Annotated in this window: 13 protein-coding genes; all 13 read right to left on the bottom strand. The window is 69.1% G+C overall.

Annotation, left to right across the window (positions count from 1 at the left end; genetic code table 11):
* Window positions 1-44 precede the first annotated feature (44 nt).
* Complete coding sequence (gene coaBC, locus AC5ZH6_RS11955; RefSeq protein ID WP_006370264.1) at window positions 45-1,343, bottom strand: bifunctional phosphopantothenoylcysteine decarboxylase/phosphopantothenate--cysteine ligase CoaBC; 1,299 nt, start codon at window positions 1,341-1,343, stop codon at window positions 45-47.
* A gap of 19 nt (window positions 1,344-1,362) precedes the next feature.
* Window positions 1,363-1,662 (bottom strand): DNA-directed RNA polymerase subunit omega, encoded by a 300-nt coding sequence (gene rpoZ / locus AC5ZH6_RS11950; RefSeq protein WP_006370263.1) that lies wholly within the window; start codon window positions 1,660-1,662, stop codon window positions 1,363-1,365.
* Window positions 1,663-1,762: 100 nt separating this feature from the next.
* On the bottom strand, window positions 1,763-2,353 hold the full coding sequence (gmk, locus tag AC5ZH6_RS11945) for a guanylate kinase (RefSeq protein WP_014359925.1): 591 nt from the start codon (window positions 2,351-2,353) through the stop codon (window positions 1,763-1,765).
* Window positions 2,354-2,379: 26 nt separating this feature from the next.
* A complete protein-coding gene (gene mihF / locus AC5ZH6_RS11940; protein ID WP_006370261.1) occupies window positions 2,380-2,694 on the bottom strand; it encodes an integration host factor, actinobacterial type in 315 nt (104 codons plus the stop codon).
* 491 nt (window positions 2,695-3,185) lie between these two features.
* A complete protein-coding gene (locus AC5ZH6_RS11935; RefSeq protein ID WP_211545007.1) occupies window positions 3,186-4,457 on the bottom strand; it encodes a sensor histidine kinase in 1,272 nt (423 codons plus the stop codon).
* Complete coding sequence (locus AC5ZH6_RS11930; RefSeq protein ID WP_211545008.1) at window positions 4,454-5,092, bottom strand: response regulator; 639 nt, start codon at window positions 5,090-5,092, stop codon at window positions 4,454-4,456. Before AC5ZH6_RS11930 ends, AC5ZH6_RS11935 begins: the two co-directional genes overlap by 4 nt.
* Before the next feature lie 23 nt (window positions 5,093-5,115).
* A complete protein-coding gene (gene pyrF / locus AC5ZH6_RS11925; protein WP_211545010.1) occupies window positions 5,116-5,937 on the bottom strand; it encodes an orotidine-5'-phosphate decarboxylase in 822 nt (273 codons plus the stop codon).
* Complete coding sequence (gene carB, locus AC5ZH6_RS11920; protein ID WP_211545024.1) at window positions 5,934-9,284, bottom strand: carbamoyl-phosphate synthase large subunit; 3,351 nt, start codon at window positions 9,282-9,284, stop codon at window positions 5,934-5,936. Before carB ends, pyrF begins: the two co-directional genes overlap by 4 nt.
* Entirely contained in the window at window positions 9,284-10,453 is a 1,170-nt protein-coding gene (gene carA / locus AC5ZH6_RS11915) for a glutamine-hydrolyzing carbamoyl-phosphate synthase small subunit (protein ID WP_014359921.1), read from the bottom strand. Before carA ends, carB begins: the two co-directional genes overlap by 1 nt.
* Window positions 10,450-11,052, bottom strand: coding sequence for a PH-like domain-containing protein (locus AC5ZH6_RS11910; protein WP_496169051.1), 603 nt, complete (start codon window positions 11,050-11,052; stop codon window positions 10,450-10,452). Before AC5ZH6_RS11910 ends, carA begins: the two co-directional genes overlap by 4 nt.
* Window positions 11,049-12,359, bottom strand: a complete 1,311-nt coding sequence (locus AC5ZH6_RS11905; protein WP_014359919.1) for a dihydroorotase — start codon at window positions 12,357-12,359, stop codon at window positions 11,049-11,051. Before AC5ZH6_RS11905 ends, AC5ZH6_RS11910 begins: the two co-directional genes overlap by 4 nt.
* Window positions 12,356-13,306 carry an aspartate carbamoyltransferase catalytic subunit gene (locus AC5ZH6_RS11900; RefSeq protein ID WP_006370253.1) on the bottom strand — a complete coding sequence of 317 codons (951 nt, stop codon included), beginning with the start codon at window positions 13,304-13,306 and terminating at the stop codon, window positions 12,356-12,358. The genes AC5ZH6_RS11905 and AC5ZH6_RS11900 overlap by 4 nt, the downstream gene beginning before the upstream one ends.
* A complete protein-coding gene (gene pyrR, locus AC5ZH6_RS11895) occupies window positions 13,306-13,893 on the bottom strand; it encodes a bifunctional pyr operon transcriptional regulator/uracil phosphoribosyltransferase PyrR (protein WP_006370252.1) in 588 nt (195 codons plus the stop codon). Before pyrR ends, AC5ZH6_RS11900 begins: the two co-directional genes overlap by 1 nt.
* Window positions 13,894-13,906: the final 13 nt, after the last annotated feature.

Genomic DNA, 13,906 nt, shown 5'->3' with positions numbered 1-13,906 from the left:
ACGTGCGGACGTCGCCGGTGATCGTAGACAAAACTACACAGGGGTCACGACGTGTGCGTGACGGGCGTTGCGGTGCCCGATCCATCAGGCACCAGGGAGCGGACCGCGTCAAGGATCCTGCTCGCCATGAGTGTTTTGGTGCCCATCGGCAGTGCGGTCTCCTCGCCGTGCGCCGACAGCAGCCACCCGGTGTTGTCCTCGGTGCCGAATGCCTTGCCATTTCCCACGGCGTTGACCACCAGGAGATCGCACCCCTTGCGCTTGAGCTTGGCCCGCCCGTGGTCGAGGACACCGCCGGTCTCGTCGCCGGTCTCGGCGGCGAAACCCACGATCACCGTCTCGACCGGGATGGCCCCCGCGTCGCGGGCCTCGACGAGTCCGCGCAGGATGTCGGGATTGGTGGTCAACTCGACCGGAGCCGGCCCCGCGTCGCCCTTCTTGATCTTGGATTCCGCGGTGGACACCGGACGGAAGTCGGCGACCGCGGCCGCCATGATGACGACGTCGGCATCGGCGGCACGGTGGGTCATCTCGGCGGCGAGTTCACGCGCGCTGTCGATCGGGACGACCTCGACGGCGGCGGGTTCACCGGCCCCGGCGGTCGACCCGGCCACCACGGTGACCTCGGCACCGCGCTGTGCGGCCGCGCGCGCGAGCGCGAAACCCTGTTTGCCGGAGCTGTGATTGCCGAGGAAACGGACCGGGTCGAGCGGCTCGCGGGTGCCGCCCGCGCTGATCAGCACGCGTACCCCGGCGAGATCGTGCGGCAGTGCGTCGGCGCGGTCGAGCAGGAGCTCACCGATGAGGGCGATCTCCTGCGGCTCGGGCAGTCGCCCGGGTCCGCTGTCGGTCCCGGTGAGCCGGCCCGAGGCGGGCGTCATGACGATGTTGCCGCGCTCCCGCAGCGTCGCGACGTTGGCCTGGGTGGCGGGATGGCGCCACATCTCGGTGTGCATCGCGGGCACGAACAGCACCGGACACGTCGCCACCAGCAGCGAGGCGGTGAGCAGGTCGTCGGCGCGGCCGGTCGCGGCGCGGGAGAGCAGATCGGCGGTCGCCGGGGCGATGATCACCAGGTCGGCGCCCTGGCCGAGCCGCACGTGGACGACCTCGTCGACGCCGTCGAAGACCTCGGTGCTGACCGGGTTACCGGAGAGCGCCTCGAAGGTCGCGGCGCCGACGAACTCCAGCGCGTTGCGCGTCGGCGCGACCCGGACGTCGTGGCCGTCCTCGGTGAAGTGCCGGATCAGCGAGCACACCTTGTAGGCGGCGATCCCACCGCCCACCCCGATCAGGATGCGCTTGCGGCCGCGTGCTGCCGGGCCGGTCGTCGCTGCGGTCATCTGCGGGCCCGCGGGGTTCCTACTCGCCCTCGGTGTGCTCGAGCAGGTCGGAGTGGATCTCGCGCATCGCGATCGACAGGGGCTTCTCCTGCAGGCCCGGCTCGACGAGCGGGCCGACGTACTCGAGAATGCCGTCGCCGAGCTGGTTGTAGTAGTCGTTGATCTGCCGGGCGCGCTTGGCCGCGTAGATGACCAGCGCGTACTTCGATGAAGCGCGCTCGAGGAGGTCGTCGATCGGAGGGTTGGTGATCCCCAACGGGGTGTCGTAGGCCGGTGCGTCGGCGATCTCGGTCATGTCGAAGTTGGTCTGCGTGCTCACGCGAACTCCTGGGAGTTGTCGGGGTGGAAAGTCTGTGAGGTTGGAAGTCTGTTGGGGTTGATGTCCGGGCGGGAACCGGCGTCGTCGGCGCCTGCGGCGGTCAGCTCGCCGCTGATTCGGGTCCGACCAGCAAGGATACCAATTCGTCGGCGGCGCGGTCGACTCGGGAGTTGACGATGACGTGATCGAACTCGTCCTGAGCAGCCATCTCGGTGCGCGCGGTGGCCAGTCGGGCGTCGATCGCCTCGGGCGTTTCGGTACCCCGACCACGCAATCGTGATTCCAGTTCGTCCCAGCTCGGCGGCGCCAGGAAGACCAGGTGCGCCTCGGGGAGTCGGCGTCGCACATTGCGGGCACCGACCAGGTCGACTTCCAGCAACACGGGCACGCCGGACTCCAGCGCCTGCTCCACGGGACGCAGCGGCGTCCCCGAACGCTGCAACCCGCCGTGGATGTCGGCCCACTCGAGCAACTCGCCGTCGGCGATCATGCGGTCGAAGTCGGCGCGCGACACGAAGTGATAATCGCGGCCGTCGACCTCTCCGGGGCGGGGATCGCGGGTGGTCGCCGAGACGCTGAACCACAGGTCGGGAACCAGCTCCCGAACCCTGGCGACGACCGTCGACTTGCCCACAGCAGAGGGGCCGACCAGTACCACCAGTCGGCCCCTCGTACGTGTGGGCTGGCCCATCACGCTGCTGTGTTCGTTGAGCTCGGTCAGGAGCTGAACTTCTCGAGCAACGCCTTGCGCTGACGATCGCCGAGACCGCGCAGGCGGCGCGTCGGGGCGATCTCCAGCTCGTTCATGATCTCCTGCGCCTTGACCTTGCCGACCTTCGGCAGGGCTTCGAGCAGGGCCGAGACCTTCATCTTGCCCAAGATCTCGTCATCTTCGGCATCCTTGAGCACCTGCTTGAGGTCGGTGCCACCACGCTTGAGACGCTCTTTGAGCTCGGCGCGCGCTCGGCGGGCGGCAGCAGCCTTCTCCAACGCAGCGGCGCGCTGCTCGTCTGTCAACTGGGGAAGCGCCACGGGTTCCTCCGTCTTTCGTTATCGATCTGGACTGCACCGGCACCGTGTGGTGCCCGGTGGCGTGTGGCCGCTTGTGAGCGGGTGCGGTGGGTCGCTGCGACGGATCGCCACGACCGGCACTCACCGATTTGGTGCGGCGAAAGCGACCGTACCCACGTGAGCAGGCATTTGCGAGGGCCACCCCTGCCAAGCGCCGCGAAGGCGGTGCTGTAGGTTGCCCGCGGACCGCCCGCCGGAGGGCGGGTCGATCGGGCATCACCGTACCCCATCAACCCGCATGGTTGCGACCATAACCGCTGGTGAGCGCGGTGTGTCGAGGCCGACACGACAATGCGGCAATCGCGCCGGGCGACGACCGCCGCGGCCCCCGACGACGATCCTGGGACTGATGTGACGGGTGTGGTCACGCCGAATTGCTCCGAACATTCCCCGCACGTTGCGCGTGTCGTGAGAGCCGAACGGCAATCGGAGGACCGACTCGGCGGGTCGGCTCAGCGGTCTGCCGGCACCGTCGCGATCGCCACGGTCCCGCCCCCGGGGCGGGCCCGAACCGACAGTGATCCGCCCGCGGCCGCCAGCCGAACCCGGCGCGAGGCGAGCCCGAGGTGGCCGGTGGCCATCTGGGCGTCGAGGCGCTCGCCCGACACGTCGTCCTCGGCGACGCCGATGCCGTCGTCCACGACGATCAGCCGCGCCCGCCCGTCGGCGTACTCGAGCGTGAGTTCCACCCGATGTGCACGGGCATGTTTGATCACGTTCGTGAGCAGTTCGCGGGCCGCCGCGAACAGCAGCCGGTCGACCGGCGTCGGCCGATCCGGCCACGCCGCGGCGTCGACGAGCACCGTCACTCCCGAGGATGTCTGGGCGGTGCGGGCGAGTTCGGTGACCGCGACGGCCAACCCGTGATGCTCGAGGACGGCCGGGGTCAGTGCCGTCAACGTCGACCGCAGCAACCGGCCGGATTCGGCGAGGGCGACCTCGACCCGGTCGATCGCCACCGGATCGCCCCGGCGGACCGCGTCCATCTCGGCGCGTGCACCGAGCACGTACTGCAGGGCGCCGTCGTGCAGCGCCTCGGCCAGCGCCTGCCGCTCGCGCGCCTCGACGCGCAGCGCGTCCTCGAGCAGTTGCGCCCGCTCACGAGCCAGCGAGGCGATGGTGATCACCCGCGAGCGCGCAACCCGCGAGAGCAGCACCGCGGCGAGCCCGAGGCCGGCGATCACCATCGTGTGCAACGACACCGACGACCAGGGTTCGCCGTTGGCCGTTCGCGCAGCAGCACTGGTGACGAAGAACACCAGCGCGGTCGGTACCGCGATCGCGGCACACACTGCCGGCCGCAACTGCGTCGCCGCCGCCATCGGGAGCAGCGCGAAGCCGGTGAGCAGAACGTCCGAGGTCCAACTGGTGGCGTCGGAGGCGGCGGCGAAGGACGCGACGGTGGTGAGGGCGACCAGATCGACCAACAGCGCCAGCCACGCCCAGTACAGCGTCCGCCGGCCGGCACGTCGTGCGGGCACGATGCTGGCCACCGCCCACACCACGTAGGCGCCGACGACCGCCCAGGTCGGCACCAACAGGTGCGCGGGCGGATCGAGGGCGACGACAAGCGTCATGAACACCGCCAGCGTCAGCCGCACCACCACCTGCACACGCAGGCCGAGCAGGGCGTGTTCGTAGAGGATGCGGTCGAGTGCCGGCTCACCGAGACCCGGTGCGGAAAACCCGCGTGGCCGCCATCGCCCGAGAGGTTCCCGACTCATTCGATGAGGTGTTGCCGCATGCCCTCGGCGACCGCGGCGGCACGATCGGAGACACCGAGCTTCTGATAGAGGTTGCCCGCGTGGGTCTTGACGGTCGACGCACCGATGTAGAGCTCGGCGGCGATCTGCGGAATGGACAGGCCTCGCGCGAAACCGTTGAGCACCTGGCTTTCTCGCTCACTGAGTGTCGGTGCACCGGGAGCGGCGTGCGCCCGGATCTGGGTGACGAGACCGGCGGCGAGCTCGGGTGGCACGACCGTCTCGCCGCGCGCGACCCGCTCGACCGCGCCGACGATGGCGTCGCGGTCGGCGTCCTTCGACATGTAGCCCGCCGCACCCTCGCGCAGCGCGTCGAACACGACCCCCGAATCGCTGACCGCCGAGAGGAGCAGCACCTTGGTGGAGACTCCGTCCCGGGTCACCGCGTGGACGAGATCGATACCCGTCATGCCGGGCATCTGGTAGTCGACGACGGCGACGTCGGGCTGCAGTTCGCCGATCGTGGTGATCCCCGACCGCGCATCCCCGGCCTCCCCGACCACCCGGATGCGACCGCTGGCCGACAGTCCTCGCGACAGGCCGTCCCGGAAGAACGGGTGATCGTCGACGACCACGACGCTGATGGTCCGGTTCATGCGGCCTCCTCGGGCGCCGGCCTTTACGACAGCGCTGATTCCACCTCATCACGCGCGGCCTCGAACGACGCGCGCAACGCGCCGATGTCGGGGCCGGCGCGCAGCACCCCGCGTGAACTCGCCGGCAGCAGCCAGTCGAGGTCGGCCTCGGCGAAGACCGGACCGAGATCCTCGGCGCGTGCTCCCTGGGCACCGAGGCCCGGGGCCAGGATGGGGCCGGCGAGTGCGGTGAGATCGAGACCGTGTGCGCGGGTCGCACCGACGACCACACCCACCGTGCCCGCGCTGTCGGTGTTCACCGCGGCTGCCGCATCGACGATCCGCTGGCCGACCGATCGCCCGTCGGCGTCGGCCAACTGCACCGATGCGCCCTCCGGGTTGGAGGTACGAGCGAGGACGAAGACTCCCCGCCCGGCCGGGCGTGCCGCGTCGAGAGCCGGTGCGAGGGAACCGAATCCGAGGTAGGGCGAGAGGGTGACGGCGTCGGAGACCAGTGGCGAGGAATCGTCGAGCCACGCGCGGGCATAGGCGGCCATCGTCGATCCGATGTCACCACGCTTGGCGTCGGCGAGCACGAGCGCGCCGGCGTCGCGGCATCCGGCGATGACCCGTTCGAGGGTCGCCAATCCGGCCGCGCCGAACGGCTCGAAGAACGCCACCTGCGGTTTGACGACTGCCGCCACCGAACCGAACGCCTCGATACAGATGTCGGCGAAACGATCCAATCCGGCCGGATCGGCTCCGAGACCCCAGGATTGGAGAAGATCCACGTGCGGGTCGATCCCCGCGCACAACCGCCCGCGTGCGGTGACGGCGGCGCGGAAGCGGGGACCGAATCCGGTCACTTCGCGGTCCCGCCCGGCTCGTTCACCAGGGCCGCGTGGCGCCGCTGCAGCGCCTCGACACCCATCTGGTTGCCCCGCGCGGCCTCGATGCCCTGCACCGCCGCGCTGGCACCCTGCACCGTGGTGATACACGGGATTCCGGCGGCCACGGCGGCACTGCGGATCTCGTAGCCGTCGACCCGCGGGCCGGACTGGCCGTAGGGCGTGTTGATGACCATCGCGACCTCACCGGCGCGGATGGCGTCGAGGATGGTCGGCTCCCCCGGCTGTGCCTCGAAGTGCTTGCGCACCGTCTGCGATTCGATACCGTTGCGCCGCAACACCTCTGCGGTTCCTTCGGTGGCCAGGATGGTGAATCCGAGGTCGGCGAGGTGTTTGACCGGGAACAGCAGCGCCCGCTTGTCCTTGTTGGCCACCGACACGAAGACGGCGCCGTCGGTGGGCAGCGAGCCGTAGGCGGCGGTCTGCGACTTGGCGAAGGCCCGCCCGAAATCGGCGTCGATGCCCATCACCTCACCGGTGGACTTCATCTCCGGACTGAGCAGCGAGTCGACCCCGGTGCCGTCGTGGCGGCGGAACCTGTTGAACGGCAACACCGCTTCCTTCACGGCGATCGGTGCGTGCACCGGGGCGTGGCCACCGTCGCCGTCGGCGGCGAGGATGCCCTGAGCGCGCAGCTCGGCGATGGAGGTGCCCAACATGACGCGGGCGCATGCCTTGGCCAGCGGTACCGCGGTGGCCTTGGAGACGAACGGCACCGTGCGGCTCGCGCGGGGGTTGGCCTCGAGCACGTAGAGGATGTCGTCCTTGAGCGCATACTGGACGTTGAGCAGTCCGCGCACCCCGATCCCCTTGGCCAGTGCCTCCGTCGACTCTCGCACCATCTGCAGGTCCGCGCGACCGAGGGTGATCGGCGGCAGCGCGCACGCCGAGTCGCCGGAGTGGATACCGGCCTCCTCGATGTGCTCCATGATCCCGCCGATGTAGACCTCGGTGCCGTCGCACAGCGCGTCGACGTCGATCTCCACCGCGTCCTCGAGGAACCGGTCCACCAGCACCGGGTGATCGGGGGTCAATTCGGTTGCGCGCGAGATGTAGTCGGCCAGGGATGACTCGTCGTAGACGATCTCCATACCGCGCCCGCCGAGCACGTAGGAGGGACGCACCAGGACCGGGTAGCCGATCCGGGCGGCGGTCTCGCGCGCCTCGTCGAAGCTGGTGGCCGTCCCGAACGCCGGGGCGGGCAGTCCCGCGGCGGTCAGCACCTTGCCGAATTCACCACGGTCCTCGGCGAGGTCGATCGCCGCGGGGCTCGTGCCGACGATGGGGACACCCGCGGATTCGAGCCGGTCGGCCAACCCCAGCGGGGTCTGCCCGCCCAGCTGGACGATGACGCCGGCGACGGTCCCCGACTCCGACTCGGCGTGGAACACCTCGAGGACGTCCTCGAAGGTCAGCGGCTCGAAGTACAGGCGATCGGCGGTGTCGTAGTCGGTCGAGACGGTCTCCGGGTTGCAGTTGACCATGACCGTCTCGTAGCCGGCCTCGCTGAGCGTGAGCGCGGCATGCACGCACGAGTAGTCGAACTCGATGCCCTGCCCGATGCGGTTGGGTCCCGAACCGAGGATCAGGACCTTGGGCCGATCGGGCTGCGGCGCGATCTCGCTGGTCGCCGCCGGATCGAGTTCATAGGTCGAATAGTGGTACGGCGTCTTGGCCTCGAACTCGGCCGCGCACGTGTCGACGGTCTTGTAGACCGGGCGGACACCCGAGGCGTGCCGGAAGGCGCGGACCGCGTCCTCATCGGCGAAATCGGAACGCAGCGCCGCGATCTGGCGATCGGAGAAGCCGGTCGACTTCGCCTCGCGCAGCAACTCCGCCGTGAGTTGCCCGGCGTCGCGGATCTCGGCGCCGAGCGCCGCGATCCCGCCGATCTCGGCGAGGAACCACGGGTCGATCGCGGTGGCCTCGTACAACTGCTCGACGGTGGCGCCGGCATCGAAGGCCAGCATGATGCCGTAGAGCCGGCCGTCCTTGGGGGTGCGCAACTCGTCGAGCAGTGCCTCGAGATCCACCGTCGACGGGTCGGGCCGGTTGGGTTCGGTCCAGAACCCGGCCGCCTTGTTCTCCAGCGACCGCATCACCTTGCCCAGCGCCTCGGCGAACGACCGGCCCAGACTCATCGCCTCGCCCACCGACTTCATGGTGGTGGTCAGTGTGTCGTCGGCGCCGGGGAACTTCTCGAACGCGAACCGCGGCGCCTTGACCACGACGTAGTCGAGCGTCGGCTCGAAGCAGGCCGGCGTCTCCTTGGTGATGTCGTTGGTGATCTCGTCGAGGCTGTACCCGATCGCGAGCTTCGCGGCGATCTTGGCGATCGGGAATCCCGTTGCCTTGGAGGCCAATGCCGAGGAGCGCGAGACACGCGGATTCATTTCGATGACGACGAGACGGCCGTCGGCGGGGTCCTGCGCGAACTGGATGTTGCAGCCGCCGGTGTCGACGCCGACCTCGCGCAGGATGGCGATCGAGAGGTCGCGCATCTTCTGGTATTCGCGGTCGGTGAGTGTCATCGCCGGGGCCACGGTCACCGAGTCGCCGGTGTGCACCCCGACCGGGTCGACGTTCTCGATGGAGCAGATGACGACCACGTTGTCGCGGTTGTCGCGCATCAGCTCGAGCTCGTATTCCTTCCACCCGAGGATCGACTCCTCGATGAGCACATTCGCCGTCGGCGACGCGGCGAGTCCACCGCCGGCGATGCGCTCGAGGTCGTTCTCGTCGTAGGCCATACCCGACCCGAGGCCGCCCATGGTGAACGAGGGTCGCACCACCACCGGATAGCCGAGTTCGGCGACGGTCTCGCGAACCTCCGCCATGGTGTGGCAGACGGCGGAGCGGGCGCTCTCGCCGCCGACCTTGGCGACGATATCCTTGAACATCTGCCGGTCCTCACCACGCTGGATGGCATCGAAGTCGGCGCCGATCAACTCGATGCCGTACTTCTCCAGCGAACCCCGATCATGCAGTGCCACAGCCGTGTTCAGCGCTGTCTGACCGCCGAGGGTGGCCAGCACGGCGTCGATGGGGTGCCCGGCGTCGCGTTCGGCCTCGATGACCTTCTCGACGTATTCGGCGGTGATCGGCTCGATGTAGGTGGCGTCGGCGAACTCCGGGTCGGTCATGATCGTGGCCGGGTTGGAGTTCACCAGGCTCACGCGTAGGCCCTCGGCCTTGAGGACGCGGCACGCCTGGGTGCCGGAGTAGTCGAACTCGCAGGCCTGACCGATGACGATCGGTCCGGAACCGATCACCAGGACGTGTGACAGGTCGGTGCGGCGCGGCATCAGGCCCTCGTTCCGTTGGCGCGGTCACCCTCGAGCAGGGTGACGAATTTGTCGAAAAGGTAGGCGGCGTCATGGGGTCCGGCCGCGGCCTCCGGGTGGTACTGCACCGAAAACGCACGGCCCGAGAGCAATTCGACACCCTCGACGGTTCCGTCGTTGGCGCAGGTGTGGCTGACGCGGGCCCGTCCGAAGTCGGTGTCGAACTCCTCGCCGGCCTCGCCCTCGAGAGCGAACCCGTGATTCTGCGACGTGATCGACACCGTGCCGGTGGCGTGGTCGATGACCGGGATGTTGATCCCGCGGTGTCCGAAGGTCATCTTGTAGGTGGAGCGGCCCAGCGCCCGCCCGAGGATCTGGTTGCCGAAGCAGATCCCGAACAGTGGCAGATCCGCTCCGAGGACCTCGCGGGTCAGCGCGACGGCGGCATCGGCGGTCGCCGGGTCGCCGGGTCCGTTGGACAGGAACACCCCGTCGGGTCGCAGTTCGCGGATGGCCGCGAAGGACGTGTCGGAGGGCAGCACATGCACCGCCACGCCGCGCTGGGCGAACATCCGAGGGGTGTTGGTCTTGATACCCAGATCGATGGCGGCGACGGTCAGTCGCGCCTGCTGCGCGGGCTCGACGAGATAGCCCCGGTCGGTGGACACCTCGCCGGCGAGGTCGGCGCCCTTCATCGACGGCTGGCTGCGTACCCGCTCGAGCATCTCCTCGGTCGAGGCGAGCGCCGGACCGGAGAACACCCCGGCACGCATCGATCCGTGGTCACGCAGGATGCGCACCACCGTGCGGGTGTCGATGCCGGCGATACCGACCACGCCCTGACGGGTCAGTTCCTCGTCGAGGCTCGTCGTGGCTCGCCAATTCGACACGCGCCGTGTGGGATTGCGGATCGCGTAACCGGCCACCCAGATCTTGCCGGAGTCACCGTCAATGCCGTCGCTGCCGGCGCTGCCGGTCGATTCGCCGTCCTCGGTGTTCCATCCGGTGTTGCCGATCTGCGGTGCGGTGGCCACCACGATCTGGCGGTGATAGCTGGGGTCGGTCAGGGTCTCCTGATATCCGGTCATCGCGGTGCAGAACACGGCCTCACCGAGTGTCTCGCCGGTGGCTCCGTAGGGCTGCCCGGAGAACACCTGGCCGTTCTCGAGCACCAGAACCGCTGCGGTCATTGATCTTTCCCCTGTTCGCTATCGGTCAGTGTCTCAACGTGGGCCGGGGTCTCAACGTGGGCCGGGGTCTCAACGTGGGCCGGGGTCTCGGAATCGGCCGGTGTCGCGGTGAATTCGGCGATCCAGGGCGGGTAGACGGCCTTGTCGTCGGCGCGGAAGCCCGAGTCGATCTCGGTTCCCGACGGCAGTGTCCAGCGGATCACCAGCACGCCGCCGCGGCCCATCACCTTCCCGGCATGGCCGTTCTCGGTACGGACCGCGGTGATCGACGACCGCGGTATCCAGATCGTCGACGCCCCGGCGCGCTCGATGCCGATGCCGTCGGTGAACGCCGAGAGGTCGGCGGCGGCGCGATCACCGAAATCGCCGACGGCGACCCGGTTCTGCCAGCTCGGTGCGAGGGTGGCACCGAGGTACAGTCCGGAATCCGGGCCGAGGAGCGCGATACCCGGATCGTCGGGGAATGCCGGGATCTCGCCGATCGCCTCGGCCTGGCGTCGACCTCGATTGCGCCAGCCCCGCAGCAACAGGGCCACCAGCGCCAGCCACGCGGCCAGCACGACGATCACGATGATCAGGTCGAGGAAGATCTCACTCATGCGCTCGCCTGCCCGTCCCGGGCGGTGACGACCCCCCGCAGCAGCGTGGCGATCACCCGCGCGGGCATCGTCATCTCCTCGTACGGCGTGTTCGACGACAGACTGGCCAGCTCTTCTCCCCGCACGACCCAGGGCGAGTCCGGGTCGACCAGGGTCAGGTTGGCCGGTTCGCCGACGGCGATGGGACGACCCTGATCGGTGAGTCCGACGATCTGCGCGGGCCGTTCGCTCATCACCCGGGCGACCCCGCGCCAGTCCAGCAATCCGGGTTCGACCATGGTCGCCACGATGATCGGCAACGCCGTCTCGAGCCCGAGCATGCCGGGCTTGGCCAGGGCGAATTCGCAGCACTTGTCCTGCGCGGCGTGTGGCGCGTGATCGGTGGCCACGCAGTCGACGATGCCGTCGGCCAGTGCCTGCACCAGCGCTGCGGTGTCGCGGGCCTCCCGCAGCGGCGGGTTCACCTTGTTGACCGCGTCGTAGGTGGCCAGGCGTTCGTCGGTGAGCAGCAGGTGATGCGGGGTGACCTCGGCGGTGATGGCGATGCCCTGTTCCTTGGCCCAGCGCACCAACTCGACGGTGCCCTCGGTGGAGGCGTGGCAGATGTGCACTCGCGCCCCGGCATCGCGGGCCAGCAGCGCATCGCGCACCACGATCGATTCCTCGGCGGCGCGCGGCCACCCGGTCAAACCCAGCCGTGCCGCGTTCGCACCCTCGTGGGCGACGGCACCCTTGGTCAGTCGCGGCTCCTCGGCATGCTGGGCGATCAGTACGCCGAGGCCGGTGGCATATTCGAGGGCGCGCCGCATGATCAGCGGATCGTGGACGCACTTCCCGTCGTCGCTGAACATGCGGACACCCGCGACGCCGGCCGCCATCATGCCCATCTCGGCGAGTTGCTGACCGCCGAGGCCGACGGTGACCGCACCGACCGGGTGGACGTCGACCAGACCCACGTCGCGGCCGATCCGCCATACGTTGTCGGTGATCGTCGAGTTGTCGGCGACCGGATCGGTGTTGGCCATCGCGAACACCGCCGTGTACCCACCGAGCGCCGCGGCCCGCGAGCCGGTGCGGATGGTCTCGGTGTCCTCCCGGCCCGGCTCGCGCAGATGGGTGTGCAGGTCGACGAGGCCCGGCAGGAGCACGGCACCGGCCCCGTCGATGCGCTCGGCTCCCTCGGGCACCGTCACCGACGTCCCGATCCCGGTGATCACCCCGTCGACGACGACCACGTCGACCGGGTCCTCGCCGTACGGCCGAACCTGTTGCAGGACAACAGTTCCGATGTTCCTCGGGGCGCTCACTGCGATACTCCTGACTGTTCGGTCCCGACGAGCAGGCGGAACAACACCGCCATCCGCACATGGACTCCGTTGCGTACCTGTTCCAGGACGGTCGCCGCGGGTGCGTCGGCGACCGAGAAACCGATCTCCATGCCACGCAACATCGGTCCCGGGTGCAGGATCACCGCGTCGTCACCGAGTAATCCCAGCCGCCGCTCGGAGAGCCCGTAGCGCACCGAGTATTCGCGTGCACTGGGGAAGAAACCGCCGTTCATGCGTTCGGCCTGTACGCGCAGCATCATCACCGCGTCCACGGCCGGGAGTTCGGCGTCGAGGTCGCTCGACACGGTCACCGGCCAGGTGTCGACGCCCACCGGCAGCAGTGTCGGTGGCGCCACCAGCACCACCTCCGCGCCGAGGGTCGAGAGCAGATGAGCGTTGGAGCGGGCCACCCGGGAGTGCAGGACGTCGCCGACGATCGCGACGCGGCGACCCTGCAGCGAGCCGAGTCGTTGACGCAGCGTGAGGGCGTCGAGCAGCGCCTGCGTGGGGTGTTCGTGCATGCCGTCGCCGGCGTTGATCACCGACGGACCGATGCCGTCCTGCCCCTCGGTCCATTGCGCGATCTGTTGTGCCGCACCCGAAGCCGGATGCCGAACGATCAGCGCGTCGGCGCCGATGGCGCGCAGGGTCATCGCGGTGTCTCGTAGCGACTCACCCTTGCCGACCGAGGAACTCGAGGCCGAGACGTTGATCACGTCGGCGCTCATCCATTTCCCTGCGGTCTCGAAGGACACCCGGGTGCGGGTGGAGTTCTCGTAGAACACCGTCATGACGGTGCGCCCGCGCAGCGTCGGCAGCTTGCGGACCTCACGTCCGGTCAGTGCCTGCTCGAAGCGTTCGGCCTCGTCGAGCAACTCGGTGGCCTCGGCCGCCGACAGGTCCTCGGTGGACAGCAGGTGTCGCATCAGCGATCCCCCGACCCGGCCGCGCTCAGCACGACCTCGTCGAGCCCGTCGTGCTCGACGAGGTGCACGGCCACGCTCTCGTCACGCGAGGTCGGGATGTTCTTGCCGACATAGTCTGCGCGCAAAGGCAATTCGCGATGGCCGCGATCGATGAGGACGGCGAGTTGCACCGCGTCGGGGCGGCCGAGGTCGCGCAGGGCGTCGAGGGCGGCCCGCACCGTACGACCGGAGTAGAGGACGTCGTCGACGAGGATCACGATCGCGTGGTCGACGCCGCCGGGCGGCACCATCGTGCGCTCGAGAGGGCGGTGGGGTTTGTCGCGCAGATCGTCGCGATACAGGGTGATGTCGAGATAGCCGACGGGGATGTCGCGTCCGGCGAATTCGCCGATCTTGGCGGCCAAGCGGTCGGCGAGAGTGGTTCCGCGAGTGGGAATCCCGATGATGATGACGCGGGGTGCGTCGGGGGCGTCGAGAGCGTTCTTCTCGATCACCTGGTGTGCGACGCGGGCAATGGTCCGCGAGACGTCGCCGGCGTCGAGGAGAACTCGTCTACCTGAGGGTGCACCGTCGGTGGGCGTGACCACGCCGACCTCCTTC

The sequence above is a fragment of the Gordonia sp. YC-XJ4 genome, from assembly GCF_059511865.1.
This window is presented reverse-complemented; position numbering and strand designations above follow the sequence as displayed.

Bases quoted from the DNA above. Each gene is read 5' to 3' on its own strand.
- coaBC (WP_006370264.1), bottom strand. From the start codon at position 1,343: ATGACCGCAGCGACGACCGGCCCGGCAGCACGCGGCCGCAAGCGCATC.
- gmk (WP_014359925.1), bottom strand. From the start codon at position 2,353: ATGGGCCAGCCCACACGTACGAGGGGCCGACTGGTGGTACTGGTCGGC.
- AC5ZH6_RS11935 (WP_211545007.1), bottom strand. From the start codon at position 4,457: ATGAGTCGGGAACCTCTCGGGCGATGGCGGCCACGCGGGTTTTCCGCA.
- AC5ZH6_RS11930 (WP_211545008.1), bottom strand. From the start codon at position 5,092: ATGAACCGGACCATCAGCGTCGTGGTCGTCGACGATCACCCGTTCTTC.
- carB (WP_211545024.1), bottom strand. From the start codon at position 9,284: ATGCCGCGCCGCACCGACCTGTCACACGTCCTGGTGATCGGTTCCGGA.
- carA (WP_014359921.1), bottom strand. From the start codon at position 10,453: ATGACCGCAGCGGTTCTGGTGCTCGAGAACGGCCAGGTGTTCTCCGGG.
- AC5ZH6_RS11910 (WP_496169051.1), bottom strand. From the start codon at position 11,052: ATGAGTGAGATCTTCCTCGACCTGATCATCGTGATCGTCGTGCTGGCC.
- AC5ZH6_RS11900 (WP_006370253.1), bottom strand. From the start codon at position 13,306: ATGCGACACCTGCTGTCCACCGAGGACCTGTCGGCGGCCGAGGCCACC.